Origin of the sequence: Novosphingobium oxfordense (genome assembly GCF_044029435.1) — a bacterium.
GTDB lineage: Bacteria > Pseudomonadota > Alphaproteobacteria > Sphingomonadales > Sphingomonadaceae > Novosphingobium.
Map to the genome: position 1 here is coordinate 940531 of NZ_CP147008.1, position 26954 is coordinate 967484.

A 26954-nucleotide genomic window follows, 5' to 3' on the forward strand; every position below is an offset into this window, starting at 1 on the left:
GGATTGAGCCATGCCCGACGCAGATTTGATCATCCGAGGCGGCACGATCGTCGACGGGACCGGCGGGAATCCATTCGTGGCAGATATTGCTGTCCTCGACGGCCGCATATCTGCCATCGGGGCGAACCTGGAGCGAGCCCGAGAAGAGATCGATGCCAATGGTCTCCTCGTGACGCCGGGCTTCATTGACATCCATACGCACTACGATGGCCAAGTGACTTGGTCGGACAGTTTGGTGCCGTCCGCCGAACACGGCGTCACAAGTGTAGTCATAGGCAATTGCGGGGTTGGCTTTGCGCCATGCCGCGCGGGCGACCGAGAAGCACTCGTCAATGTCATGGAGGGTGTTGAGGATATCCCCGAGGCTGTCATGGCCACGGGTTTGCCGTGGAACTGGGAGACTTTTCCGGAGTATCTTGAAGCGCTAGGCAACTGTGGGTGGGACGTAGACGTCGGCGCATACATTCCCCACTCTCCCTTGCGCGTCTATGCGATGGGCCAGCGCGGCCTGGACCGAGAAGCGGCGACGCCTGCGGATATCGTCCGTCTCTCCGAGCTTGTCAGCGAGGCCATGGATGCCGGCGCACTGGGGTTTGCAACCTCGCGCTCGCTCGTCCATCGTCGCGGGGACGGAGCCTTCATTCCCTCCTTCCAGGCCGCGTGCGAAGAGTTGGAAGCACTCGCCCGGGCTGTGGGAGAGAGTGGACGAGGGGTCATTCAAATGATCCCTAACCTCGACACTGCAGACTGGTCGGGCGACATCGATCTGATGAAGCGAATGGCTTGCGCTTCCGGCAGGCCAGTGACGTATTCGCTGGCCCAGTGGGCCGGAAATCCCGATGGCTGGCGGCAGACGATGGACGCGCTGCTGGAACATAACCGTAGCGGAGCGGCACCGATCCTGGCTCAGGTCTTTCCCCGGCTCATGGGAGCATTGTGCGGCCTTTCCACTTCGGCAAACGCCTTCAGTTATTGCCGGACCTATCGGGCGCTCGAGGATCTGCCATTACCTGAAAAAGTAAGGCTCATGCGCGATTCACGCTTTCGCGAACGACTTGTGGCGGAAGAGCCCGATGAAACGCCTACGCCGCTCCACGCACTGCTGCGAACATGGGATAATCTCTTTCCGCTCGGTGATGAACCGGACTACGAGCCGTCGCCCGATTCCAGCATTGCATCTCTTGCAAAACGACGTGGAATCGAACCGGCCGAACTCGCCTACGAACTGATGCTGGAACAGGAAGGGAAATCCTTAATCCTGATGCCTTTCTCAAACTATGCGCAGTGCTCTCTCGATCCGGTGCTCGCCATGATGAAGGATCCTTGCAGCATAATCGGCCTGGGAGATGGAGGAGCGCACTACGGTATTATTTGCGATGCCAGTTATCCAACGACAATGCTCGCCTACTGGGCACGCGACCGCGCCGGTGAGCGACTTTCCGTCGCGGCTGCTGTCAAGGCGCTTAGCGCTGATAATGCCGCCTTTCTCGGTCTGCACGACAGGGGGCGGCTGGCACAAGGGCTGAAGGCCGACATCAACCTGATCGACCATGCAGCCCTCAGGCTTCACGCCCCGTACGTCGTTCATGATTTGCCGGGAGGCGGTCGCCGCTTGGCGCAACATGCGTCCGGATATCGTGCGACGATGGTTAGCGGCGTCATCACTCGTCGGGATGGCGTCGATACCGGCGCACGCCCCGGACGGCTAATCCGGGCAACCTGAGCCAGCACTCCATCAGCTTGCTCGGGGTCGCACTTTGGTGCCGGCGGTCAATCCGTGGCGAATGAAGTCCGTTGCCAGGAATTCGTGCGGGAAGCCTTTCGGAGTGAAACTGGCCGCTTCCAATCGATCGAGATGGTGCAGATCCAGCGAAACGCCGAGAGCGGCTACATTGTCCTCATATTGCCGCATCGTTCGTGCACCCAGCAACGGCGAGACTACGGCCGGGTTCGCCAAAGTCCAAGCGATGGCCGCTTGTGCCGAAGTAGCGCCGACGTCGTCGGCGACTGCCTGAACGGCGTCAGCAATGGCCAACGTACGAGCGTCCAGCTTGCCCGCAGCGGCCAACATGGCGCCGCGTCCTCCAGTGTCCTGACCCTCTCCGTTGCTCCGGGCCGCGTATTTGCCGGACAGCAAGCCGCTGGCAAGAGGAGACCACGGCATCACGCCAATGCCGAGTGCTTTTGCAGCAGGAATGAGATCCCGCTCGGCGGTACGCTCCACAAGATTGTATTCGGCTTGCAACGCTGCGAACTGGGTCCAGCCGCGCAGGTCGGCCATCGTCTGCAATCGCGCCATCTGCCAGGCGGGCGTATCGGACAGACCCAGATAAAGAACCTTGCCCTGGGTCACCAAGTCATCAAAGGCGCGCATGATTTCGTCTGCGGGGGTGCTATCGTCCCAGACATGGAGAAATAGCAGATCGATGCGATCGGTGCGAAGCCGGCGCAGGCTCGTCTCAACGGTCTGCATCATGTTGCGCCGGCTGTTTCCGGCAGCATTGGGATCTCCAACCGATCGCGTCAGGGAGTATTTGGTGGAGAGAACCAGTCTGTCGCGCTTTGCCTCGGCGAATTTGCCCGTCAAATCTTCCGAAACGCCGCCTGCGTAATATCCTGCAGTGTCGATGAAATTGCCGCCCTGATCGACGTAGGCATCGAAAATGCGTCGGGATTCCTCTTCGCCAGCGCCCCATTCCTCGCCGAATGTCATTGTACCCAGAGCCAAAGGCGAAACTCGTAAGCCCGAACGGCCAAGCAGCCGGTAGGTATCGAGCGAAAGCGGTCCTGTATGCGTGCGGTTCATGGCTGTGTTGGCTCTCTCTGCTTCGGTCACGACCCAATGCATCATGCGATGGACGGGCCATCCCCCGTCGTGCGGCAGGCCGCCGAACTTTCCGCTATTGATGTTGCCAAGGCCGACGATGCGTTGCGCGCCGGCCGACGACAGCCCGTCGCGCAACTGCGTGATGCGGCCGGGCGGATAGACGCCGACCGACTGGGTGGCCACGGAGACATGGGCAATCGCCTCCGCTAGGCTGGAGACGGCGACCACGTTGACAAGCTTGCCACCGGGATTGAATGCGACCGGATCGCTTGATCGAACAACCATTCCGGTGCCGTCGGGTTGTCCGAACACACGGTAAATCGGCTCGAGATTGCCGAGCATATCGAGTTCGTCCAACAATGCCTCGGGAGGACGTGGTCCGCCTTGTCCATTCCCATACCGAACATCCTTGCCCATCTCGGCTACGAGAGCCTCACAATAGGCATCAACTTGCGGTAAGGATCCCTCGACGAACTGGAAGCGAGCGCAGCTACATGCGTCCTGATTGAAAGCGATGATATCGGCCGCGCTGCGCCGGGCGATCTCGGCTATAGGCAATCCTGCGAAAGCCTCCTTGCCGATCAGCGAAATCGAGATCTTGGGGTCGAAGGATACGATCTCGAAACCGGCAGCTGCATATTTCATTGCATGGCGAACGGCCGCTTCGCCTCCCCACACTGCCAGCTTGTCGAAATACTGGGATCTGAAGATGTGTTCCTCGATCGCGGTATCGCCGCCGCGCCAATAGGCCGCCGAGAACGAGCGTGTCACCGGGTGATTGGGCCCGACATCAGCCATCGTGCGCAGAAGTGCCGTGGCAGTGAACATGTCGTTCGAGGGCATCTTCAGCAAATGAACGCCCTTGCTGATAGCCCCGCGCACGATCGTCACTGGCGGCACGATGGGGGCATTTCCGGCAAGAATATGGACCATGCGCGGCGGAAACGCCCGGATGTCGAAGGCTTGGCCCTGGATATCACGTCTAATCCAGCCGTCATTCGCGCCGAGCCAACCGAGAGATTGCTCCGCCTCGGCTTCGACGGCCTCGCGCGTGAAGAACCAACCGATGTCCCTGTAGCAGTTTTCCAGAATCCGCGCGCCAAGACTATTGCAGTGAAGATTGAGGGCTGCCGCTTCCTGTAGATGGGCATTTTTATCGAAATCGAGTGCCTTGCCGACCTCGACGAGGAAATCGACGATTTCCGCCAGCGGCGTTTCGAACGCAGGTCCGGGGTCGCGTCTGGGCCAAATCAGCGCGTCGAGATCCAGTGCAGGGCTCATCACCGGGCTCGCGCTCGCTCGGGAGCGATGCTCGACTGCAGCGTCGAGCTGTACTTCTCCCTTTATGACGTGCGCTATCAGCAGCCTCGGCTCGTTGGACATGCTTTCCGGTCGCATGACTGTTTCCTCGTTCAAGCCGCGAAAGTCGGGGGAGACGAGATCGACCCGCGGACGTAGGAGTCGATGGATCCCGCGCAGCTGAGTTTGTCCTCGCCCTCTTCGAGATCGGCATAACGAGCTACCGCGTGGATCACCGGTGTCTTAACCCCTTCAAGGCCCGATCCGAACTCCACCTGCACCTTGTCGCCGGAAATCACGCCGCCCCAACGCGCATCGGCGAGGATGTCGAAAAATGCCATACGCCCCTCGACGAGGCCCATGTCACCGGTCGTGCCGAGCAGATGTTCGCCGGACTTGTCGAGAACCAAGGGGACGATCCACGGGGGTACCGCATAAGACTCGGTCGGCTGGATCTTGGCGCAGAAGCCGCTCATCTCCACCATTGCATAAGAACTGGTAATCCGGTCGGGCGTGACGCCGAAGAATTGCTGGATTTGTTCCCGGTAGTCTGCTGGGACCGCAGCGCCCTTCGTGCCTCCCCCGAAGCTCATCAGAGTGTCGGGGTGGAAATCTCCGTTCTTTATCCCGCGCTTTCGCAGCGTTTCTACGATCTGCCAGGCAACGCCGTACATTACGCCGATGTAAAGGGGACTGTGCCGGCGGTCTTCCAACAAGTCGATCCAGGTCTCGAACTCGGCTGCACGCTTGATGCGGCGGACCTCAAGTTCGGCTTCGTAGGCTGCGATCTCGCCTGGGCCGATCTTGCCTGCTGCCAACAAACGCCTCAATTGCGCAGGCCTCATAGCATCGAACGCACGGATCGGATCCTCGCTCAATCGGTGCAGTTCGCCGGGCGCTGCCCAGCGAGGAAAGTGGCGGTTGCAGAAATCGATCATCTTATGGGTGCCGCGCTCCGGCATCATCGTGAAGACCGAGCGCGAGTGATCGGCGACGTAGCTGGGCGTGGACAGGTCAGCGGCATGCAGACAGGCCGTGACGCTGATGTCCCGGTCCTGGTCCGACTGATCCAGAAATGAGGATTTTCCAGATGTTCCGCTCGAGGCAAATACGTGGTGGCCGGCCAAACGTGCGCGGTCCAACCACTCATCGATGTCGCGCACGTCCGACACGTCGATGTTGTCTGTGGGATAGGTTGCGAGGGTGCCAAGCCATAGGTTCATGTGAGCCCATTGCCCGTTGTCGACAAAGGCTTCCGGATAGCTTTTGTAGTTTGTGTGAGCGAAGAGAAGGGGCACAAGATCGGACAGCCCGTCTATGCTTTCGATCCCTGCCTCTCTGGCGCGCTTGTTCAGCACACCAATCTGTCCGCGCCGCTCGGAAAAACGTTCTCGTGCGGCTTCGAGCTGCAGTTCGGCCAACTGTTCCGGGGCGTTGCGGAATGGGTCTGCTGATCGTGCAAGTGCGATCAGTTCGTCGACGGCGCTCATGGTTGCGGCACTCCCGTTCGCTTGTGCCGCAGCACTATAGGAAGAGCTGTGCAGCATGCTGCAACTATGACTTTCAACACGAGGACATAGTGTCGCCGAAGCGACGTCATGTTGCGGCAAATGATTGGGGGGCAACGAACGGCCAATGCCAGGCACGACGGATTCCGATCTTCCCAAGGCGATGAGGCCAGGGCGCCGGCCCTAACTCGGGCTGGCTATCTTTCGGCAGGGGCATTGCCTGCCATCAGTCCCCATGGTGCCCCGATTGCAGATCGGGGAGGCGAATATGGCGGGGCCGTTGCAGGAAGTGCTGGCATTTTTCGATGAAAGCGGCGGCACCGCGCAAGACATGATCTCGGCAATGAGGAAGCGATTCACGTCCGTAACGCGCTGGGAAAATGTTGGCGTGGCGACGACAGTCGGAATCGAAGAAGCGATGGCCTTCGTTGAGGGTTTCCTGGCCCGCATTCCCTTCGAGCGCTGCGAAGTCGTTGTTCACCATGCCGCAGCTCATGGCAACGTCGTCCTCACGGAGCGCAGCGATATTTTTTACGGAGCAGACGGCGCGGAACTCGTTTCGCTGCGGCTGATGGGCGCACTGGAGATGGACGGCCCGTACATTACGGCGTGGCGCGACTATTTCGACACCAAGGGCTTCTGAAAGGCGATAGCATGGCAAAAGGAAAAGCTGTTTGGGCGCAAATCGCGCCAATGCCTGGTGAGGAGCTGGTCGCGGCGGTGCGGAGCTACGAAGCCGCCGGAGTAGAGGGAGTTTGGGCACCCCAAATGTTTGGGGCGCCGTTTTCGACCCTCGCGGCCGCCGCGCCTGCCACGCAGAAACTCAAACTCGGGACGGGCATCGCCTTGGCATTCGTGCGCAGCCCGCTTGAGACCGCTTGCAGCGCGGTTGATCTCGATCTGATCAGTGGCGGCCGTGTCGTGCTGGGACTTGGCTCCAGCGCGCAAAGCCAGACGGAAGGATCGTTCGGGTCGACCTATGGAAAGCCGCTTGCACACATGCGCGAAGTTGTGGGCATGATCCGCAAGATTGTGGCTCTCGGCCACACCGGCGAACTGTCGCAGCTCAAGGGCGATTACCACAGTCTAGACCTTTCGCACTTTCGCCTGTTGCAGCCGCCGGTGCGAAATGAGATTCCGATCTATCTTCCTGCAGTATTTCAGAAGGCTTGCCTTCAGGCTGCCGAGATTGCCGATGGACTGCTGGGCCACCCTCTGTGGAACGAGGCCTGGATCGAACGCGAGGTCATTCCGAATATCCGGGCAGGGCTAGACAAATCGGGACGAGAGCGCGGAGATTTTTCGCTCAACCTTTCGATCTTCACGGCGATTGATCCGGATCGCAAAGAGGCCATCGAAGATTGCCGGGCGACCGTGGCCTATTACAGCCAGTCCCCGCAATATCTGCGCTATTTCGAGGAGATCGGCTTCGGCAAGGAAGCCTCCGCTATCCAGGCGGCATTTGCTCGAGGCGATCTAGCGGCGATGACTGCCGCATGCCCGGACGAGATGGTGGAGAGCATCGCGGTTGTAGGCGATGTAGACGAGGTGCGCGCCGGCGTGGCTAGGCGCGCAGCGGCGGCAGACGCGATTACGCCCGTAATTCCGCATTATGGCCTCTCGCCCGAAAAGAGCAGGACATACAGCGTGCGGCTGGCGGAGGCTTTCTATGGCTGATCCAGTGCGCCAACCGATCGCCTCGATGGCAGGAGCAGGTGCTTACAACCGGCATTCCGGTTTGCAGCATGCCAATCTTCATTCGGCGCTTCCTCTCTGGGAGGAGGCAGTGGGAACTATCGCTGCGAATTCCCAAGGCTTGGTTCGGATTGTGGACTACGGCGCCTCGCAAGGGCGCAATTCGCTGCTTCCTATGGGCACAGCCATTGACCTTGTGAGGGATCACAACGGCCAACGAGCACTGGAGATCATTCATACCGATCTCCCATCCAACGATTACACGTCATTGTTTGGGCTCCTTGCGACCGAATCGGACAGCTACCTTGCGGGCCGGCGCGATGTATTCCCGATGGCGGTGGGCCGGTCCTATTTCGAACAGATTCTACCCTCCGACAGCGTGGACTTGGGGTGGTCGTCCAACGCCTTGCATTGGCTCAGTCACAACCCCGTCAATGTCGCCGATCACGGCTGGGCCGTATACAGCAGCAGCGTGCTCGCGCGCGAAGCTGTCGATGACGTGCTTGCCCAGGATTTACTCAATTTCCTGCGGGCCCGGTCGCGGGAATTGAGGGTCGGAGGGCGTCTGGTGTGCCAGTTCATGGGGCGTGGCGGCGACCGACATGGCTTCGAATGGATGGCTGGCCACTTCTGGGCAACGCTCCTCGACTTGAGGCGCGAGGGCCTGCTCGATGACGACGATACATTCATGGCGACCTCTCCATCGGCGGGACGTTCCCTGGAGCAATTGAAGGCGCCGTTCGAGCAAGGGCTCCTTCCTGACCTCTCGGTAGTTCACGTGTCTTGCGTCCGCTCGCCAGATCCATTCTGGGATGCCTACCGCGAAACCGGGGACGCGGAGGCATTCGGCTTTCAGTGGGCGTCGATGATGTGCGCGGCGAACGGCCCCAATTTCCTGGCCCAGATAGGCCGCAACAGAGATCCGGAACGCCTGATGGAAGAATTAAGAACAAGGCTTGCCACGCGTCTGGCCGCTGATCCGCAGCAGAGTGTTTCCTATCTCGCGCTCCTGTCGATCCGAAAAGGGAGCTAGCCACGCGGAATGGACGATCAACGAAAGTCATATCGGAACGTGTAGATTTCCGAACGGCACCTTGGTGAAGGCAGCGGAGAAAAGCGGTGAGCGATATCGAGAAAAATAAGGCAATTGTACGGCGTTATATGCGGGCTGTGGAGGAAGGGGATCTCGAGACAATCGAGGCTTTGCAGCACCCCGATTGCCAATGGTGGATATTGGGCCATGGCGACATGACACGGGCGGATTTCATCGCCAGCGTGAAGGGCGGATTGCTGTCGGCTGAGCGGCGCACGGCGAACGTTGTTGGAATCACCGCTGAAGGTGAGCGAGTTGCCGTGGAAGTGAGCGGCGAGATGGTTTTTCCCGACCGGGTCTATCGCAACGAGTACCATAACCTTCTGATCATCCGAGATGGTCAGATCGTTTCGGGCAAGGAGTACATGGATACGCGCGCGGTGGCTGAGGCTTTTTCGTCCGGCGCTTGAGCGCGTCAATATTTCGCTGCTCAAGCTAGAGTGTATTTGGGATGGCCTGATGCCCCCAAGCGGCCTCGCCAACTGCATCGGACGGTAATTCGAGAGCGCCTGCTTGAGGTGCTTTTTGGGAAAGAAAATGGGCATTTTTACCCACGCGTGCCTCGGCACCAATGACTTGGGGCGGGCAGCCTGCTTCTATGATGCTGCGCTGCTGCCGCTCGGTATTGCCAATTTGGGGCCGTTTCAGGAACAAGGTCTCTGCTATGGGCGCACTGTTCCGGAATTGCTCATTCTGCATCCCCTGGAAGGCCGCGCGACTTCGTCAAATGGTGCGACCTTGGGATTCAAGGCGCCCAGCAGGCTTGCGGTCGACCAGTTTCATGCGGCCGGGTTGGCGGCGGGCGGAACCGATGCAGGGGGGCCGGGACAGCGGAATGCGGTCCCCCACGCCTATGGCGCCTATTTGCTCGATCCCGACGGTAACAAGATCTGCGCCTATTGCTTCGATCCGTGCTGATCGGATTTCCGCCACTGAACCCTATCGGATTGCAGGTTCGCTTTCGCACCTCCCCGCCATCCTGCCCACATCGGGAGACGAGAATACCCAGGAGGACAGCCCATGCATGAAGCTGCATTGCAATTGCTCAAGCGGACGATGGACGATCAGTTGGCCCGGACCGAACACCCGAGCGACTTTCCTGCCTTGCCGCCCATTCCGGCTGGACGCTACACCGATCCCCGGTTTGCGGCCCTCGAGAAAGAAGGGCTGTGGGATCGTGCGTGGTTGCTCGCCGGCATAGCTTCGGAGCTGCCAGAGCCCGGTTCTTACCGACTCTTTCAGCACCTCGATCGATCCGTGATCCTTTCCCGCGGAAAGGACGACCGGATTCGCGCATTCCACAACACCTGCCGGCACCGCGGTTCGCCCCTCCTGCTTGAGGAGGAAGGACGGGCCTCGCGGTTCGTCTGTCCTTACCACTCCTGGAGTTACGCGCTGGACGGTGCCTTGAAAGCGGTGCCCAGCCAACACGATTTTGCCTGTTTCGAAAAGTCGGACCACGGATTGGCAGAAGTGCGCTGCGAAACTTATCGCGGCTTCATCTTTATCAATTTTGATGACGCGGCGGGTCCTTTGCGCGAATTTCTTGGCGAATTTGTTGCCTTGACCGAAGGATATCCCCTCGAACGCATGGTTGTGAAGGACCGGTTCACGGTCGAAATGGATTGCAACTGGAAAATCGCCTATCACAATTTCCTCGAAATCTATCACGTCAATACTGTTCATCCAAAGACGCTTGCACCGCACCTCGATTCCCGCAGTTTCGTGATAGCTCTTTACGACGGTGGCCATATGCGTTTTGGCACGCGCAAGAAAGGCGGCGTTTCGCTCTTCGAAAAGCCGCCTGTGCAGCCTGACGATATTGCCGACGTCTTTCTCGAGAACACGGTCGCATTGCCCACTTTTCCGAACACGTTCTTCTCGCTCGATCCCGTAGGTTTCAATCTGCAATGCTTCTGGCCGGCCGGGCCGAACAAGTCGATCATGGAAGTGCGCCAGATGGGATGGGCAACGGATGACGATGCCGACAGGGAATATTGGGGCGAAATGCGAAAGGCCACCGAACACATCCTGTCAGAGGACCTTTGCCTATTCTCCAGCATACAGCAATCGCTGCGCAACGGCGCATTGTCTTCTATCGTTACGGGTTATCAGGAGCGCGCCCTCTATTGGTTCGAAGAGGAAATCGACCGCCAGATTGGTCCGGATCGTGTACCGCGGGACCTTCAGGTGCAGCCGCGATTGGGCTCCTATTCCACGCCCCATAGCGAATGAGCCGGGCAAGCCGACAAGCTGCGCGATCGTCGCGGTGAACCTATCAGTTGCGCCGTCATATCGTCCATGGGCGGCATGACGGCGTGGCTGATGCGATATACTTGGTTTCCGCCGAAAATTTGATGAGCAGTTTTGGAAAAATGAATCCAGTTGTTTGCGGCAATACAAGCGCATCGGCGGAGCGGTCAAATTCTCCTCGGGGAATAGCTCCGCCGCACTGGCTCATGAAGATGGATGCGGCGCGCGCGAATATCATTCGTCGATTAAACGCGTCATGTGGTGATTTGCATGCATTCAAAAGTTGAAGAACGAGTAGACAATTTGGAACGCGCAGCTCTCGAGTTCGAGGGAGCACAATTCGCAACGCGCCACCTTCTGGCAATGCTACTATCCAGGCTCGACAGACATGAGGCTGAAGAATACTTTCGGGAGCTGCAATGCACCGGGCGTAAACACGTCGTCGAGCTCGGTAAGGCCCGCTTGACCGGGTATCTAGATGAGCTTGAAGCAGTTCGTCACGCTGCTTGCCTGGCGAGAACCCAGCCAGTTACGCCCTTGCGCGTCGTTTTGTGAAGCCGATTGCCCGAGTTTGGTGGCCATCAGACGGATTTCACGACTATCGCCCTCATCAGATGTCGACGTAATATCCCTCGCAGCAGTCATTAATTCGGAGACAAATCAGAGATAGTCTTTGCCAAGGTTTCAGTTTCGCTGGCCAACGCAAAGTGCGCACCATCACAGGTGGGCGGAGTGTGGGACAGCGTGGGTTTGGGTCAGTTCAAACCACCGGCTACCTTGTTTTTTTAAGCGCTCGTAGCGCGCGGGTAGCGGCGATCCGTCCTGCAATACCGGACACACCGCCGCCGGGATGAGCGCCTGCACCGCCGATAAGAAAGCCGGGAAATGGCGGCCGGGGGCCGCCGAAACCGGAAGCCGGACGGTGCACCCCCGATCGCAGGGCACCGAAATCTATGTGGGTGACGCACCCATTGCTGACGTTGAGCCGCTTTTCCCGTTCGCGCGCGGTTTCCACGAAGCGCCCGACCTCTGTGTCGAGCCCGTCGTAGAACTCGCCAAGATGGCTTATGATCGAGGCCATCGTTCGGTCCTTCAGCTCCGGGTTCCAGCCCTCGCGCGCATCCACAGCAACACCGGGCAAGTAGATGTAGGCCAGCGAACCGCCCGCCGGAGCCTGTGAAGGATCAGTATTGGACAGCGGGCTGAGGGACATCGCGTGACGTTCGGGAATGTCGCCGCGTCGCGCCATGGCAAATGACTGCCGCACTTCGACGGGCGTTCCGATGAGCCCCACAGCCTTGTCGAGATCGGCATCGTCATGGCGCATGTCCTGATGTCGCTTGAGCCGCAGCGGCCCGGACATCGCGACATTGGCGAGAAACGGCGCGGCGTTGGATCGGTTCGACGGGGCGTGCTCGATACGTTGCAACAATGTGCGTGAAACGCCGCCCGGCGTCGTCAGGCGCATCGCCGTTCTGGGATCGCACGTCGCGATCACCATCTTGGCGCGTATGATCCGGCCATTTTCCAGCCGCACGCCTTTGGCCGCGCCGTCGTCGACGATGATTTCCGCGACCGGCGCATTGAGCTCGATCGAGGCGCCCGATGCTTCGATACTGCGAGCAAGCGCGTCCGAAAACGACTGGAGGCTGCCGATGGGTTTACCGGTGCCGTATTTATGCGTGACGGCGAAGATCATGTACGCGGCAGCATTTCCGTCGTCATCGATGGGACCGGCGCCTGCGGCGATTCCCAGCAACAGCGCGATTGTTGCGGGGTCTTCAAACCTTTCGCAGGCGATCTGGTCGGCGGTCGCCTTGGACATCGCCACCAGTTCGTCTTTCAGCCGGACGTTGCGGACCGCGCTTTTGATCACCTTCGACATATTCCGCACGTCGGGGCGTCCGGGCTCGGCCATCATCATGGGAAATCCGATATCCATCATGACGTTCAACGTCTTCATGAAATCCAGATAGGCCTTGCCGTCGTTGCGGTTGATGCGGGCGATGTCTTCCGCCGTGCGGCGATAGTCATAGAAGAGGGCGATAGAGCTGCCATCGGGATGGAGGTAGGCGTAAGTGGGATCAGGATCGACAGTCCGCAGGCCGTATTTATGGAGATCGAAGTCCTCGATGATGCCAGATTTGCGCGCAAACAGCAGTTCCACGGCGCAGGGCGTTACCAAGTGCTCAGGCGCTTCCGGAATCATGTAGCCCGAGCTCGTCATCCCGCCCACTTTCGCAAGGCGCTCGACGACGACGACTTTCTTGCCCGCACGCGCCAGATAGCCTGCGGCCGCCATGCCGTTGTGGCCGGCTCCGATAACGACGACGTCGACCTCGTCCATCATTTCCCGCTATCCCTTAGCAAATCAGCCGTTCGCCGCAGCCGTGTACGCCTTGCCCCATTCGGCGAGGGCAAGAAGGCGCGTCTTTCGGTCTGCCTGGATGCGCGGGATCTGCGCTTCATCCGGACCGTCGGGCACGATCACAAGGGGCTCCTTGCCCAGGCTTGCAAGGGCCAGTGCACAGACGTTTGCGGGATCGTAGGCGGTCGAATAGTCCATCCCGAGCCCTTCGGTCGCCCGGCGCAGGGTCGGAGTGTCCATGATCGGGGCGGCAATTCCGAGGATATCTACGCCTTGTCCGTCGAGCTCTGCCCAAAGCGATTCCACGAAATTCAACTCGAAAGCCTTCGTCGCTGAGTACATAGTCAGCCAGGGCTGGCCGCCAAGTCCGGCTCCCGAAGACATGACTATGATCCCCCCGCTGCGCCGCTTGACGAGTCTGTTGCCGAAGCCATGAACGGCTTCGACGACATTGGCTGCATTCATGGTCAGAAGGCTGAGCGCTCGATCAACCGGCTCTCCAAGGAAACTGTTGCCGGCCCCGTCGGCCCCGGCGTTCGAAACGAAGAGTCCGATATCGAGATCACGTGTCTCTTCGACGAGCCGGGAGCCCGTTCCCGATTGCGTGAGATCGGCAACCACCGAGCGAAACGCAATCCCGTACAAACCGGCGAGCCGTTCGCCCAGTTGATCCAGGGCCTCCTTGCGGCGGGAAACGAGGACCACGTTGATGCCCATCGCCGCAAGTTGTTCTGCATAGCTTGCACCGGTTCCTTCCGAGGCTCCGGCGATCACCGCCCAAGGGCCGTAACGGCGTGCAAATTCGGCGTGATCAAGCGGGGGAAGCTCTACTGTTCGCATGCTGGAATGATCCTTGCCCGGGTAACCCGTGTCAGTTTGATTCATTGCGCGGATGGCGCTTGTTACAAGCTGACGGGGAAGCTCCGTCCTATCGGGAGGCAGGGAGCATCCTTGTTGATTGAAAGGACTGGGACATTGCAAGGTCGTTAATGTTCCAAAACATCGGAAAACTACCATTCCGCCCGACGTTGATATGGATTCTTGCGGCAAAGGTGTTAATCCTTGCCCGGTGGAAACGGCCTCGCCTCAACGACGTATACGGATTCTCCGGCGAGCAACCGAAATTTTCCTCGATCGCGGTTATGCCGGTGCGACGATCGACGACATCGCGCAGGCTGCCGGTGTGGGGAAAGTTGCGATCTATCAGCTCTTTGGTGACAAGGTGGAATTGTTCGCCGAATGCATGATCGACGCTGCGAAAACCGCTTCGGAAGGTACCCGGTCTGTGCTGCGCTGTGATGAACCGGTTCGTGACGTACTTGTCGCGTTTGCCGAGCAGCACATTCGCCAGATGCTCCGGCCGGTCTTCGGCGCCAGGCCGTTCTACGAATTTATTCGGGTGCTCCTGAGCGCTTCGATCACACATCCAGATATCAGTGGACGCTGCCTCGATATCCTTCGGACCGAGGAAGCCGCCCGGCTGAACGACTACTTCCAAGCGATGATTGATCGGCGGACGCTGGCAGGGGGCGATGCAGATTTTCTCGCGCGCCAATTCATGCAAACGATCTTCTTTACCAATGTGGTCATTTTGGAGCCCGCAAGCGCAGAGTGCTACAGCAATCCGCGCGTTTCCGCGGAAAATGCAGTTGACCTGTTCTTGAATGGATGTGCGCGAGGCGCTCTGCGATGTCTGGCGGTTGCTTCAGATTGACGTGATCGATTCTGAATTCTCGTCGTGCCATCATCTTCGGCCAGGCCCTGATCTGCTCGCATCATGAAGATGCCAAGCTGGCCGCTTGACACTAATCCATGAGACGCACCCTATCCTTGGAAAGGCGCGAAGATGCAGGGGCTCCGCAATTCTATAGAATATGGAATTGCATCGCCGCCTCCCTTCGCCAGACGTGCCTTCCGGCCCGAGCCTGTTCGGCACGGAGCCGGTCAGTACGCCGCCGACCCGCCGCCAGGCCGTTCTTGAGCGCCTTCGCAGCAGCATCGTTTCAGGAGCCTTGCCCCCCGGTACGCTGCTGCGCGAAACGAGTTTGGCGGCGCATCTGGACGTCAGCGCGACGCCCGTTCGCGAGGCACTTGGCACGCTAGAGGCCGAAGGGCTGGTCGAGATTGAAGTGCACCGCCTGAAACGGGTTGCGCGCATTGACTTTCGCAGCATGCGGGACCTGCTTCGCGTTCAGTCCGAGCTGTGGCGGCTTGGATACATATGGGGCATGCCACATGTTGGCGCAGGGCAGGTAGCTCAACTCGAACACGCACTTGCGCGCTACCGAGCGTGTTTGGCGAGCGATGATTCCGCAGGCGCCCTCACTGCTGGGCTGGATTTCCATACGATCTTCATCGCGGCGTCAAGCAACCAGGAGCTGCTGCGCTCAACGCTCGACCGCAGAGCCCTGATTGCAAGGTTTGTCCTGCTGCACGGTCTTCAAACGATTTGCCCTCTCGGGCTTTCCCAGCATGAAGCGATCCTTGCCGCCTTCCTGGCGAACGACCGCTCCGCAGTGCTCGCTGGTGTCGACCGCATCGCCACTCGCCTGATCGCGCTGGCCGAACAGGGGTGCGAGCTGTCCGACAATGTTGCTGAAAATCAGAAAATATCACTATACGAAAGAGATACCTGAGATGGATTTCGAACTCGAGGACGAATACCGTTCCTTTCGCGACACCGTGCATCGCTGGGTCGAAAACGAGGTGCCCAAGGAGTGGGCGCGAGCGCTCGAGAAGGACGAGCATGCCTACCCCTATGCCCTTTGGGACAAGCTGACTGAGGCGGGCTTTCACGGCGTCGGCATTCCCGAGGAATACGGCGGGCAGGGCGGCGACGTGGTGATGCAGATGCTGCTGGCCCGCGAACTGGCGCGTTCCCTGGGTGGACTGGCATGGATCTGGGGGATCACCAGTTTTGCTGGGGGGAAGTCGATCGGTCTCTACGGATCTGCCGAGCAGAAGGAGAAGTATCTGCCGTTGATCGCTTCCGGTCAGCTCAAGGCCGCCATCGCATTCACGGAACCGGGGGGCGGTACCGACCTGCTTGGCGCGATGACGACAACGGCGGAACGCGTCGATGGCGGCTGGAAGCTCAACGGCGAGAAAACCTGGTCCTCATCTGCGCATGTCGCCGACTATCTTCTGGTGATTGCACGAAGTGACAGGAATCCGGAGAAAAAGCATCAGGGACTGACTCTTTTTTGGGTTCCCGCCAAGACTGCCGGAGTGACGATAACCCCGCTCGCCAAGCTCGGCATGCGATCGATGGGGAGCTGCTCGATCCATTTCGAGGATGCTTTCGTCGCAGACGAACAAGTGCTCGGCGAGCCGGACAAGGCCTGGTACATGTTGCTGCCCACGCTCAACAACGAGCGGATCATGGTCGGCGCGTTCTGCCTGGGCGTCATCGACGGCGTACTGGAAGACGCTGTCGCCTACATGCAGCAGCGCAAGGCATTCGGCGGGATCATCGGCCGTTTCCAGAGCCTGCAGCACTATGTGGCGGATATCGCCACGATGCAGAAGACCACAGAACTCATGCTGCATTTCTGCGCCGACAAGCAGAGCCGAGGCGAAGACGTTGGCGTTGAGGCGAACATGCTGAAACTCATCGCGTCAGAGAATGCCAACGCGGCCGCAGATCTCGGCATCCAGATCCTGGGCGGCATGGGCTACTCCGCAGAGACCGACATGCAGCGATACTGGCGGGACAGCCGGCTCTGGCGGATCGGCCCGATCACCAACGAGATGGTGCGAAATGGCATCGCCGAGAGCCTCGGGTTGCCCCGATCCTTCTAAGCGACAGGTGCAGGAATGACCGGCCCCGGAAATGGGGCGGGACAAACGACAGGGAGTGTGGGAGTGATGATGTTTCCGGAGCAGCCGATCCCCGATCACGTGCCGCCAGCCTTGGTGAGCCGGGACTTTCCATTCATTTTCGGAACGACGACGGACAAAGATCCGTTCGACGATCTGGCCATGAGGATCCATGACGGACCCGAAATCATTTACGCGGCCCATGCCTATCCCGGAGGAACGGGAGCATGGGTGCCACGCCGCATGGCGCATCTTCGCGAAATCTATCTCGATACAGAGCACTTTTCTTCCACCGACTTTTCGCCTTTCTCGAAGCTGGTCGGTGGAGCGTGGATCAATTCGCCGGCGGAACTCGACCCTCCGGCGCATGGCCCATTCCGTCAGATGGTGAACCCGGCCTTCACGCCCAAGGCCATGGCGGCGCTGGAAGACAGGATTCGGCACTATGCGGTGGAGTACATCGAGACCTTCGCCAAGCGCGGGCAGTGCGAATTCATGGGCGAGTTCGCATTCGAATTCCCGATCAAGGTCTTCATGGAACTGATGGGTTTGCCGCTCGACCGGGTCAGCGAATTCATGGAATGGGAAATGAACCTCTTGCATAACCACGATTTGTCCAAGATCGCGGATGCCACGCGCAGTGTGCTTGACTATCTGGCCGGCGAGATTGCCGACAGGCGCGCAAATCCGCGCGACGATCTCATTTCATTCGGCGTGCGGGGCGAGATAGAGGGACGTCCTCTGACGCAGGACGAACTGCTCGGCTTCATGTTCAACCTATTTATCGGCGGGCTCGACACTGTCTCCACGAACATGGGCCTACAATTTCGCCACCTCGGCACACACGTTGAAGACCAGGCAATTTTGAGAGCCGACCCTTCACAGATCCCGCATGCCATCGACGAATTGATGCGGGCATACGGGGCGGTCACCACGTTTCGTACCTGCAAGAAGGAAGCGGTGATAGGCGGTGTGCAGTTCAGGCCGGGAGATAAGGTCGCCATGTCGACAACGCTCGCCGGGCGGGACCCCGACGAGTTCGAAAATCCCTGCGAGGTAAAGTTGGACCGGCGGCCGAGGCACGTCGGCTTCGGCTTCGGCATACATACCTGCGTCGGCATGCACCTGGCTCGCCGCGAATTGCGGATCGCGATGGAAGAGTTCCTGGCGCGGATTCCGGAATTCCGCCTTGCGCCCGGTCATCGGGTGCGTTGTCATCTGGGCATGATCCAGCCAGTGGAATTGCCGCTGGTCTGGTGAGGGTGCGACGGAGCCGTTTCCAGGACAGTCGCTGCTTTCTGACAGGAGAGCGCCTTGGAAACGGCTTTCGAGCCTAAAGGTCGACGCAGGCTTCGTCGAAGTCCAGCCGGGGATTGCGGGGATGGAGTCCTGCCGGATCGCCGTGACCGATGTTGCACAGGAAATTGCTTTTCCAGCGGCCATCCGGGAAGAATTCGGAATCGAGGCTGGCCGCATCGAAGCCCGACATAGGACCGCAATCGAGACCCAGGGCGCGGGCGGCCATGATGAGATAGGCGCCTTGCAATGTCGAGGAACGGGCGACAGTCTGCGCGACGAGTGCGTCATTGCCTTCAAACGTCGCCCGCATGTCCCTTGCGGGAAACAGCTTGCCGTAGAATTCATAGAACCGTGTGTCACCCGCTACGATCACAGTGCAGGGAGCCTGCATGACCTTGTCTCGGTTGCCGGCGTTGACGTGAGGCAAGAGCCGGACCTTGGCATCGGCCGAGCGGATGAAGACAAATCGGGCCGGATTGCTGTTCGCGGTCGTCGGGCCCCACTTCGCGAGTTCGTAGAGGTTCCGAATGGTCTCCGTGCTGAGCGGACGATCTTGCCAGGTGTTATGCGTGCGGGCTTCCCGAAACAGGAGGTTCAGCATCGTGTCGTGTTCGAGCGTGGTTGCGCCAGTCATCCTCATTCCTCGTCAGTGGAGTAGGAACCGGGAATTCCACGCTCGATCCATTGGCGATGTTCGCGTGCGAGGATAGCTTCGGCCTCTTCGGCCAGAAGCGCCATCTCCGCGATCTCCCAGACGCGGTGGTTTCCGGTCGCATAGGCGCGGGCGTTCTCGCGATAGAGGAGCGCATCGATGATGTTGCCGTGCAGCTTGTCAAGAACGCGCGTCACTCGGCCGGGCGTGCCCATTACCAGGGAATTTGGCGGAATAATGGTGCCGGCGGGCAAGAAGCTGTGAGCAGCAACAATCGAGCCGTGGCCTATGACGCAGCGCTCCATGATCGTGGCACCGATGCCGATGAGGCAGCCGGGCTCCAACGTGCATCCGTGCAGGACTGCACGATGTCCAACTGTACAGTAGTCGCCGATGATGGTCGGGTCATTCCAGCCGATGTGGATCATGGCGTGATCTTGCACACTTGCGCATTTTCCGATGCGCACATGACCTCTCTCGCTCCGAACGACCGCGTAAGGCCACAGACTGCAATCCTGTTCCAGCATGACGTCGCCGAAGATCCGGGCTGTGGGATCGACGTAAGCTGGTAGAGAGCCGATGCTCGCCTCGGTCACGATATCGCCGTTCGTTGTCTCTGTTGCTACCCCTGCGCAGCATCCATGGGCCGTCCCTCTCTAAATGGGCTGTGGATGCTGCCACTGGGGCGATCGCCTGCCTAACACGCGATCGCCCCGGCATTTTGGATCAATAGGCACCCGGCGGAGAGATCGGATCGGCTCCGGCAAGGTTCCGGCCATAGATTTCGTAGCCGATGGTCGGGATATTCTGGATGTGGCGGAGAGCCATCGAAATATCGCGCCAGTAGCGGTTGATCGGCTTGTCCAGCGCAAAACCGGAAGAACCCGCCTGGAACATCAGCGATTCACTTGCACTGTGAACGAGTTCGACCATCTGGGCACCGCCGGAGCGCTGCTTTGCCTTCTCGGCGAGGGTGAACTCCTCACCCTGCGCAACTCGGTCGAGCTTGGCTGTGAGGTTGAACAGGATCAACTTGGCCGTGTCGATCATGGCGGCCGCTTCACCAAGGTCGCGCATGTAGGCACCGGAATTGGTGCGCGGCGAAATCGTCGTCGTCAGTACGGGCTTCTTCGGCGATTCTGCCGTAACGATCTCCAGCATGCCCTCGACTGCGCCAATGAGCTGGGCAATGCCGGTCGTGCGAACCACCGGAACGGCAGGAAGGAGGTCTGAAGGCGCGCCGAAATGACGCTTGGTCCGATCGATCTGGCCCGCGCGTTCGTCCATCAATACCATCTGGTCATCGGGAATGAACACGTCCTTTGCTATCGCCGTGTCCGACCCGGTTCCCTGCATGCCCGAAACGAACCAGGTGTCCTCAATAGTCATGCTGTCCATCGGCAGATAACACATGCTGATGCCCGGAACGACCGGCCCGTCGTAGCCTTCAAGCACCACGCCCTGTTGCGCCCACTTCGACTGGCGGGAGCCGGACATGTAGGGCCATTTACCGTTGATGATCCAGCCGCCGTCCACCTTGCGCGCCTTGCCCGGCGGGTTGTAGGCGCCGCACACGGTCTGCGGGCCCTCGCCAAAAATCGTGTCCTGGACACCGTCGGGCGCGAGACTGGTGATCCAGCTGGTGCCGTTGATGATCTGCATCACCCAGCTGACCGCGGGGTCGCCCTTGGCGATTTCCATCTGGACGCGGCAAAAGTCGGTGGTCGAGAGTCCGAAGCCGCCGAGGCGTTGAGGCAGCAGAAGCCGCAGGAAACCTTCCGTCTTGAGCATTTGATCGACGGCCGGGGTTGGGCTGCGCCGCTTTTCCCCTTCAGGCGCTTCCTTTTGCAGGAATTCGCGCAGGCTGCGCGCCTTTTCCACTAGGCCGTCGGCCACCGCCTTGTCGGCGAAACCGGATTGCGTGTCTGATTCGAGCTTTGCTACTGTTGCCATGAAATCATCCTCTCGTATTTTCGGCTTGGTGGCCGGCGATTTGCATTGCGATTTCGTGCAGCCGATCGGGAGAACCGTTCCAGAGTTCCAGCCACTCACCAGTGGCCGGAATGATCAGCGTGCTAAGCTGCAGGCGAACGAGCGTGTCGCAGAATGTGTCCCGGTCTATGGTATTTCCGGTCAGTCCTTCGAAATAGTCGAGCACGGGTTCGAGAGCGCGTTGCACGGCGGCCTTGTGACGGCCGAAATGGCTGCGCAGGAAACTCAGGTGAAAGGCAGGTTCGACTTCGAAGATCCGTTCCGGCGACCGCTCGATCGTAAAACGGCCGAAGAATTTCATGACGGCACGGAACCGCTCGATCGGATCGGGAATGCCTTCGCCAGCCTCGACAATGCCCTTTTCGAAACTGCTGCAGATGTATTCGCTGACTGCCGCGAGCACTTCTTCCTTGGACGCGAAATGACGATAGAGGGTCCCGCGCGACACCCCGCTGCTTTCGCTGATGTCACTCATCGACAGTCGCCGCGTGCCGATTGTTGCGATCGCGCGCAGTGTACCGTCCATGATCTTCTGGACGCTGCCCGTGCTGTCGGTGGCGACGACTTCGCTCCAGTCGGTGTGCGGCGTCAGTTTCATGTTTGGGCTTCCATTTCGGCAAGGTTGTGCGGAACGCTTACATAGCCGGGCAGATGCTGACCGCCATCGACATTGATCAGCTCGCCATTGACGAAACGCGACATTTCCGAAGCGAGGAAGAGCACGACCGGTCCGATGTCCTTCTCGGGATCGCCCGCGCGCTTGAGCGGATTACTTGCTGTTGCCATTTCAAGGAAGCCGGGCACGTCCTCTGCCAGCTGCGCGAACACCTGGCCCATCCCTGTCGGTGCGATCGCATTGGTCCTGATGTTGAACCGGCCCCATTCAACCGCAGCGGTGCGGGTCAGGCCCAGGATCGCCCCCTTGTTCATGTTGTAGTCGGCATGAAGCCATGCACCCGTCTGGGCGTCGATCGAGTAGAAATTGACGATCGAGCCGCCGCCGCGTGCCTTCATGTGCGGGAAGGCGGCACGCATGGCCCACCAGGTTCCCCAGGTACCGATCTCGAGAGTGCGCTGGAGCATCTCATCGGTCTTCTGTTCCAGCAACACGTTGGCAGACAGCTGCGAGGCATTGTTGATCAGGATGTCGAGGCCTCCGAACTCGGAGACGACCCGCTCGATCATGCCTTCGACGTCGTCCTTGATTCCCATGTCCGCCGAAAGGCCCATGGCGCGGGTTCCGAACTCCTGGCTTATCTCGGCCGCAACCGCTTCCGCCGCCGCGCCGTCGCGCCCGGTAATGAGGATATCGGCGCCCTCACGCGCCAGACAGCGGCTGATGCCGTAGCCCAGCCCTTTTGCCCCGCCCGTGACGATCGCGATCTTGCCCTGAACCAACCCAGTCAAGCAGCTTCTCCTGCAAATTGTTCGCCCAGCGCCCGGTCCATTTCCATGCGTTCCTGGCAATAGTCCTGCGTAAAAACGTAGCCCCGCACGTTCTTGTCGTTGTCGCGGAACAGGTACTTGAGCCCCCGCTCGTCGTTGGCCGCTTCCTCCCACCGCCCGGCAACGCCGATCGGAGCCGGAAGCAGCACCACCGGGTAGGCTGTGGTCTTGACCTGCACCGAGAGCGGCGGAAAGTGGATATTGGTAGGTGTTCCGAGCGCACTGGGAGCGATGGCGCGCGCTGCCGACATGATCGGTGTTACATAGGCTGCGAGGCCTTGCGGATATTCCGCGCAGTCGCCGATAGCGTAGATGTCGGGATCGGAGGTCCGCCCGGTCTGGTCGACAGTAATGCCCCGGCCGGTCTCCAGCCCCGCCTCACATGCCAGCGCGACATGAGGGCGAAGACCCACCGCTGAAAGCACCGCAACGGCTTCAATGACCATGCCGCTGTCGAGCTGCGCGCGAACCCCGCTTGGAGACTTGTGGATGGCCGTGATCTTGCTGCCTAGGTGCCATTCGACGCCCTTGGTAGCCAGCGCATCACGGATTCGATCACCGACCCCGCTGGGTACCAGCTGAGCCAAAGGATGGAGCAGCATGTCCACGACTACCGGAAAATAGCCTGCGGCAGAAAGATCGTTCGCAAACTCAGTTCCGACAAGTCCGCCGCCCATGACCAGCACTCGCCCGCCAGCGGGCAGCCGCTCGCGAAACTCGCGGTAATTGTCGAGATTGTTGACCGCAAGAGCCCGGTGGGCCGCGTCGCCATCGATCGGCGGCCGCACAGGATCTGCTCCAAGCGCGAGGATCAGTTTGTCGTAGAAGATCGGCCCGCCAGTTGTCAGTACAGCCTTGTCCTGCCGATCTATGGCCTCGACGAGGCGTCCTGCGCGCAGATCAATTCGGAGCTGAGCCGCCATTTTCTCACCCGGCGTGGTAATCAGGGCGTCGGGCATTTTGCCCTTGGCCAGTGCGGTGGACAGCGCCGGTTTGGAATAGAAGTGGCCATCGTCCTGCGTCACCAGGGTCAACCGGGCGTGCGGCGCGAGCTTGCGTAGCTCCCGCAGGACGCCGTAGCCGGCGAGGCCGCTCCCGATGACGACGATGTGCGGGGATGACGTCACCGTGCCCGTCCGATCAGAGGAAGATCGCAAGATTGGACATTCCCAGCGTGGATTGGTCGACAATGATCTCCCTTACGGACAGCTTGTAGTTGCCATCCACAAGACGCCAGACGTCCCGGCGCTCGGCGGTAAGCGTCTCGTTCTCCGGATTGTCGAAGCGGCTGCGCTCGACGAAGAGGTAGCTGACCACTTCATATTCGCCGGTCTTATCGCTCTCGGCGATCCGCACATTAGTGACGAACCGCCGCGTGCGCGAGGGCGGGTCTTCTGCCCAGGCGCTCTTCGAGAGACGACCAGTGCGCATGAGGATCGACCCGTAATTCTCGTCGAAATGCTTCATCGTCCGTACGACGTCACGGTCCTTGTTGGGGCCATTTCGCGTGAGACGCAGCGGTGCCGTATAGATCAAATCCTCCGCAAGGAAGGCGACCCAGTCGTCGAAGCGCCGCTCGTCGAGCGCAGCCGCTTCGTCATAGAGCGTTTCCAGAATGCGGTTGTAGACCTCCGAACCGAGCGGTACCCGCTTGGTGGAAACAAGACCGCGCATCACTCCAGTCTTGTCGATTGCGGCCGTGGCGTAGTTCACCATGTCGTGATCCTCCCAGTCTCAGGCTTCGGCCATCAGATTGTAGTAAGCCATCCACCAGGCCCACTGCGTGTCGTCCTTGGTGAAGCCGGGATAGAGATCGCCGCCTCCCACCCAGCCTTCCGGCCGCTCGTGGCCGTGAAGCGCCTGGTACTTGAGCGTGATGGTCTTGCTCATGTGGCCGCGTGCATTGCGCATGATCTGCGGCCAGGTATCGGCGTCGTCCTGCTCGATCGTTCCGGAGGTGCCGGTCGACCAGATGGCGTTCTGCAACATATCGCGCTTTACGTCCTCAGGTGCGTCCTTCTCCGCGAAAATGAAGTTCACGAATTCGACCCTGTCCGGCCCCTTGGGAACATAGGTGTGCAGCGACAGCGCGCCTGACGCGCCGCCATCGGTGCGAGGCGCAAAGATGAATGCGATCAGCACGTTGGGGAACATGCCGCCGACTTGCGGGGGGATCGTCGCTAACTGGTTGACCTGATCTTCCGTCAGATTCTTGAAGAGCTGAGGGATCAGGTCCTTGGTGATGCCGGGCGGCGAAAGTAGATGAAGGCGCTCTTCGGTCGACTTCCCTTCAAAACTGACATCCGCAAACATCTTGAAGGTTTGGGCCGCTTCCAGACAGCGCAGGGTATGGCCTTGCGGAACCGAGATATCGACACCGTACATGCCGGGCGCCGTATCGTAGATCAATTCGGCAGTACCGCCCATGATCCCGCCTTCCATAAGCGAGCGGTGCAGCGTCAGAGTATGGAAGCCGTCGGATCCCGACTGTTCGCCAGGGATCTTCCAATTGCAGGGCAGCACGAAGCGCTGCGGCGGGCCGAGCATTTCAAGGCCGTTATCGGTACGGCAGAACAGCTGATCGAGATAGAACTTCGCGTCGCCGAGGTAATCGTCGAACGAAAGATCCTCGTTCCACGTTGCGAAGATGAGGCCGCCGTACAGATGGACGCGGGCCTTCTTGAGCCCGAGTTCTTCCTTCTGGCGCTTGTTGCCGTGCATCTGTTCCTTTTCGATCGGGGCGCCGATAAAGCTGCCATCGGGTCGGAAGGCCCAGCCATGGTAGATGCAGCGGTGGGCATGGGCATTGCCCGCCTCGGCAGTGCAGACCTTCATTCCGCGATGCGGACACACGTTGAGCATGACGTGAATTTCGCCGCTACGGTCGCGCGAGACGATGACATTGTCCTCGGCCATATCGCGCATGACGTAGTCGCCGGCCTTGGGAATCTCGGACTCATGGCCCAGCAGGAGCCAGGTTCGCGCGAAGATGCGCTCCATCTCCAGCTCGTACAATTCCTTGTCGTTCATCACACGCAGCGACACTTCGTTCATCTCGCGGTCGATGAGATTGTCGAGCGTCGTCCCGTCGCTGAGTGTCAACCCAGGGTGGTGCAGCATCTTCCTCTCCTTGGAAAATCCGTGTTTGATCGCGTTATACATATTGAACGAAATCTGTTCAAGCTGTAATAATCCGAAAAAAGGAGAGGACTATGAGTCAGAAGCTGAAAGTCGTGATCGATAAGGCCGCATGCTGCGGATACGGCGTCTGCGCCGAGATCTGCCCCGCGGTGTACAAACTCGACGCCAACGGCATCGTATACGTGGACGACGAAATCGTGCCGGACGGCCTGGAAGAGCTGGCACGCGAAGGCGCCGAAGCATGTCCGCAGGCCGCGCTCGCAGTGGTCGACGCCTGATAAGGGCTCGGTCGGTGGTACAAGAATCCTGATTCGCCCTCTGGGCGAACCTGTCGCCGGGAAGGTCTCAGGACGGAGCGGCTAGAGGCAGCAGTGTCAGAAATCAGGCAGGACGGGAAACCACGGCACTATGGCAAGCGGCACCGAAATTCTTTTCAGGCCATGTGAAGTCGGGCCGCTAGCGCTGCCCAACCGCTTCGTAATGGCGCCGATGACGCGAAATTTCTCGCCTGACGGGATTCCGTCAGCGGGTGTGGCGGACTACTACCGCCGCCGTGCCGAAGCGGAAGTAGGTCTGATCGTCACGGAAGGCATCGGGGTGGATCATCCTGCTGCCGTCGGCAGGGAGACAATGGGGGGCGGAGCCTCGCCGATCATGCATGGCGAGGCCGCGCTTGCGCGGTGGCGCGCGGTCGTGGACGGGGTCCATGAGGCCGGGGGAAAGATCATTCCCCAGCTATGGCACCAAGGCGTCATCCGAGTCCCGGGAACCGGCTATCATCCCGACGCGCCGTCTGCGCGCCCCTCAGGCATCTGGGGCCCACTCGACAAGGCGATGGTGCCCCCGGAATATCTCGAACAGGTTCGCGAGCCTACCGCGCCGCTGACAGAGAACGAAATCGCCGACATCATCGCCGGGTTCGCACGAAGCGCGGCAAATGCGAGAGCCGCAGGCTTCGATGGCATCGCCCTCCACGGTGCACATGGCTACCTGATCGACAGCTTTCTCTGGGGAGAGACAAACCTGCGAACGGACCGGTGGGGAGGCGCACTCCCAGACCGCGCCAGGCTTGCGGCAGAGTTGGTCCGGGCAGTGAGGGCCGCGACGGCGCCCGATTTTCCGATCATGTTCCGGTACTCGCAGTGGAAATTGCAGGATTACGATGCGCGAAATGCGCAAACCCCGGATGAGCTCGAATCCTTGCTGACACCGATTGTCGAGGCGGGCGTGGACCTATTTGACGTCAGCACCCGGGTGTTCTCGGCGCCCGCATTCGACGGCTCCGATCTCAGCTTGGCGGGATGGGTAAAACGGCTTACGGGCCGGCCAACGATAGCGGTGGGCGGCGTCGGCCTCTCGCGCGATTTGCAATCGTCGTTCGCCCAGCCGACCGTGATGACCAACAATCTTTCGCTTGTGGCGGAGCGCTTGGCGAAGGGTGAGTTTGATCTGGTGGGGGTGGGAAGGGCGCTACTGATGGACCCGCAGTGGGTTTGCAAGATGCGGAAGGGAGAGAGCGTCAATCCCTTCCGGCTGGAAGCTTACGGGTCGCTGGATTAACG

General features: G+C 60.0%; 26 protein-coding genes. 13 read left to right on the plus strand and 13 right to left on the minus strand.

Annotation, left to right across the window (positions count from 1 at the left end; translation table 11 throughout):
* The first annotated feature begins 10 nt into the window (after window positions 1-10).
* The gene (locus WBP07_RS26955) at window positions 11-1723 is read left to right on the plus strand and encodes an amidohydrolase family protein (protein ID WP_395335310.1); all 1713 of its coding nucleotides are present in this window, start codon (window positions 11-13) and stop codon (window positions 1721-1723) included.
* Between the two features lie 12 nt (window positions 1724-1735).
* Here the strand turns inward: WBP07_RS26955 and WBP07_RS26960 are convergent, their stop codons facing one another.
* Together WBP07_RS26960 and WBP07_RS26965 are read right to left on the minus strand one after the other, a co-directional pair.
* Window positions 1736-4210, minus strand: a complete 2475-nt coding sequence (locus tag WBP07_RS26960) for an aldo/keto reductase (protein WP_395398139.1) — start codon at window positions 4208-4210, stop codon at window positions 1736-1738.
* Between the two features lie 29 nt (window positions 4211-4239).
* Window positions 4240-5616: a hypothetical protein gene (locus tag WBP07_RS26965; RefSeq protein ID WP_395335306.1), complete on the minus strand. Its 1377-nt coding sequence runs from the start codon at window positions 5614-5616 to the stop codon at window positions 4240-4242.
* Window positions 5617-5902: 286 nt separating this feature from the next.
* Between WBP07_RS26965 and WBP07_RS26970 the strand changes: the two genes are divergently transcribed.
* From WBP07_RS26970 to WBP07_RS26995, 6 genes are all read left to right on the plus strand, one after another.
* Window positions 5903-6277, plus strand: a complete 375-nt coding sequence (locus tag WBP07_RS26970; RefSeq protein ID WP_395335304.1) for a limonene-1,2-epoxide hydrolase family protein — start codon at window positions 5903-5905, stop codon at window positions 6275-6277.
* Window positions 6278-6288: 11 nt separating this feature from the next.
* Window positions 6289-7311, plus strand: a complete 1023-nt coding sequence (locus tag WBP07_RS26975) for an LLM class flavin-dependent oxidoreductase (protein ID WP_395335301.1) — start codon at window positions 6289-6291, stop codon at window positions 7309-7311.
* Window positions 7304-8362 carry a hypothetical protein gene (locus WBP07_RS26980; RefSeq protein ID WP_395335299.1) on the plus strand — a complete coding sequence of 353 codons (1059 nt, stop codon included), beginning with the start codon at window positions 7304-7306 and terminating at the stop codon, window positions 8360-8362. Before WBP07_RS26975 ends, WBP07_RS26980 begins: the two co-directional genes overlap by 8 nt.
* An 86-nt stretch (window positions 8363-8448) precedes the next feature.
* Window positions 8449-8832 carry a nuclear transport factor 2 family protein gene (locus tag WBP07_RS26985; protein WP_395335297.1) on the plus strand — a complete coding sequence of 128 codons (384 nt, stop codon included), beginning with the start codon at window positions 8449-8451 and terminating at the stop codon, window positions 8830-8832.
* A 127-nt stretch (window positions 8833-8959) separates the two neighbouring features.
* Window positions 8960-9340, plus strand: a complete 381-nt coding sequence (locus WBP07_RS26990; protein ID WP_133085015.1) for a VOC family protein — start codon at window positions 8960-8962, stop codon at window positions 9338-9340.
* A gap of 102 nt (window positions 9341-9442) precedes the next feature.
* Window positions 9443-10657 carry an aromatic ring-hydroxylating dioxygenase subunit alpha gene (locus tag WBP07_RS26995; RefSeq protein WP_395335293.1) on the plus strand — a complete coding sequence of 405 codons (1215 nt, stop codon included), beginning with the start codon at window positions 9443-9445 and terminating at the stop codon, window positions 10655-10657.
* Window positions 10658-10712: 55 nt separating this feature from the next.
* Here the strand turns inward: WBP07_RS26995 and WBP07_RS27000 are convergent, their stop codons facing one another.
* The 3 genes from WBP07_RS27000 to WBP07_RS27010 form a co-directional block, all read right to left on the minus strand.
* Window positions 10713-10913 carry a hypothetical protein gene (locus WBP07_RS27000; RefSeq protein ID WP_395398140.1) on the minus strand — a complete coding sequence of 67 codons (201 nt, stop codon included), beginning with the start codon at window positions 10911-10913 and terminating at the stop codon, window positions 10713-10715.
* Window positions 10914-11447: 534 nt separating this feature from the next.
* Entirely contained in the window at window positions 11448-13025 is a 1578-nt protein-coding gene (locus tag WBP07_RS27005) for a phytoene desaturase family protein (RefSeq protein WP_395335291.1), read from the minus strand.
* A 21-nt stretch (window positions 13026-13046) separates the two neighbouring features.
* Window positions 13047-13928, minus strand: a complete 882-nt coding sequence (locus tag WBP07_RS27010) for an SDR family NAD(P)-dependent oxidoreductase (protein ID WP_395335289.1) — start codon at window positions 13926-13928, stop codon at window positions 13047-13049.
* 73 nt (window positions 13929-14001) lie between these two features.
* Between WBP07_RS27010 and WBP07_RS27015 the strand changes: the two genes are divergently transcribed.
* From WBP07_RS27015 to WBP07_RS27030, 4 genes are all read left to right on the plus strand, one after another.
* A complete protein-coding gene (locus WBP07_RS27015; protein WP_395335287.1) occupies window positions 14002-14757 on the plus strand; it encodes a TetR/AcrR family transcriptional regulator in 756 nt (251 codons plus the stop codon).
* 160 nt (window positions 14758-14917) lie between these two features.
* Window positions 14918-15679 (plus strand): GntR family transcriptional regulator, encoded by a 762-nt coding sequence (locus WBP07_RS27020; RefSeq protein ID WP_395335285.1) that lies wholly within the window; start codon window positions 14918-14920, stop codon window positions 15677-15679.
* A complete protein-coding gene (locus WBP07_RS27025) occupies window positions 15633-16844 on the plus strand; it encodes an acyl-CoA dehydrogenase family protein (protein ID WP_395398141.1) in 1212 nt (403 codons plus the stop codon). Before WBP07_RS27020 ends, WBP07_RS27025 begins: the two co-directional genes overlap by 47 nt.
* A 66-nt stretch (window positions 16845-16910) precedes the next feature.
* On the plus strand, window positions 16911-18122 hold the full coding sequence (locus tag WBP07_RS27030) for a cytochrome P450 (RefSeq protein WP_395337583.1): 1212 nt from the start codon (window positions 16911-16913) through the stop codon (window positions 18120-18122).
* Window positions 18123-18195: 73 nt separating this feature from the next.
* Here the strand turns inward: WBP07_RS27030 and WBP07_RS27035 are convergent, their stop codons facing one another.
* The 8 genes from WBP07_RS27035 to WBP07_RS27070 all read right to left on the minus strand — a co-directional run bounded on the left by WBP07_RS27035 (window position 18196) and on the right by WBP07_RS27070 (window position 25371).
* A complete protein-coding gene (locus WBP07_RS27035; protein WP_395335283.1) occupies window positions 18196-18795 on the minus strand; it encodes a malonic semialdehyde reductase in 600 nt (199 codons plus the stop codon).
* 2 nt (window positions 18796-18797) lie between these two features.
* Complete coding sequence (locus tag WBP07_RS27040) at window positions 18798-19409, minus strand: gamma carbonic anhydrase family protein (protein ID WP_395335280.1); 612 nt, start codon at window positions 19407-19409, stop codon at window positions 18798-18800.
* 130 nt (window positions 19410-19539) lie between these two features.
* Window positions 19540-20766, minus strand: a complete 1227-nt coding sequence (locus WBP07_RS27045) for an acyl-CoA dehydrogenase family protein (RefSeq protein ID WP_236549404.1) — start codon at window positions 20764-20766, stop codon at window positions 19540-19542.
* 4 nt (window positions 20767-20770) lie between these two features.
* Window positions 20771-21403, minus strand: a complete 633-nt coding sequence (locus WBP07_RS27050; RefSeq protein WP_133085022.1) for a TetR/AcrR family transcriptional regulator — start codon at window positions 21401-21403, stop codon at window positions 20771-20773.
* Entirely contained in the window at window positions 21400-22212 is an 813-nt protein-coding gene (locus WBP07_RS27055; RefSeq protein ID WP_133085023.1) for an SDR family NAD(P)-dependent oxidoreductase, read from the minus strand. Before WBP07_RS27055 ends, WBP07_RS27050 begins: the two co-directional genes overlap by 4 nt.
* The gene (locus WBP07_RS27060) at window positions 22209-23378 is read right to left on the minus strand and encodes an NAD(P)/FAD-dependent oxidoreductase (RefSeq protein WP_395335275.1); all 1170 of its coding nucleotides are present in this window, start codon (window positions 23376-23378) and stop codon (window positions 22209-22211) included. Before WBP07_RS27060 ends, WBP07_RS27055 begins: the two co-directional genes overlap by 4 nt.
* Window positions 23379-23391: 13 nt before the next feature.
* Window positions 23392-23967: an aromatic-ring-hydroxylating dioxygenase subunit beta gene (locus tag WBP07_RS27065; RefSeq protein WP_395335273.1), complete on the minus strand. Its 576-nt coding sequence runs from the start codon at window positions 23965-23967 to the stop codon at window positions 23392-23394.
* 18 nt (window positions 23968-23985) lie between these two features.
* Window positions 23986-25371: an aromatic ring-hydroxylating dioxygenase subunit alpha gene (locus tag WBP07_RS27070; protein ID WP_395398142.1), complete on the minus strand. Its 1386-nt coding sequence runs from the start codon at window positions 25369-25371 to the stop codon at window positions 23986-23988.
* 92 nt (window positions 25372-25463) lie between these two features.
* Here WBP07_RS27070 and WBP07_RS27075 point away from each other — a divergent pair, with 92 nt between their 5' ends.
* Together WBP07_RS27075 and WBP07_RS27080 are read left to right on the plus strand one after the other, a co-directional pair.
* A complete protein-coding gene (locus WBP07_RS27075; RefSeq protein WP_133085027.1) occupies window positions 25464-25670 on the plus strand; it encodes a ferredoxin in 207 nt (68 codons plus the stop codon).
* Between the two features lie 130 nt (window positions 25671-25800).
* Complete coding sequence (locus tag WBP07_RS27080) at window positions 25801-26952, plus strand: NADH:flavin oxidoreductase (RefSeq protein WP_395335270.1); 1152 nt, start codon at window positions 25801-25803, stop codon at window positions 26950-26952.
* The last annotated feature ends 2 nt before the right edge of the window (window positions 26953-26954 follow it).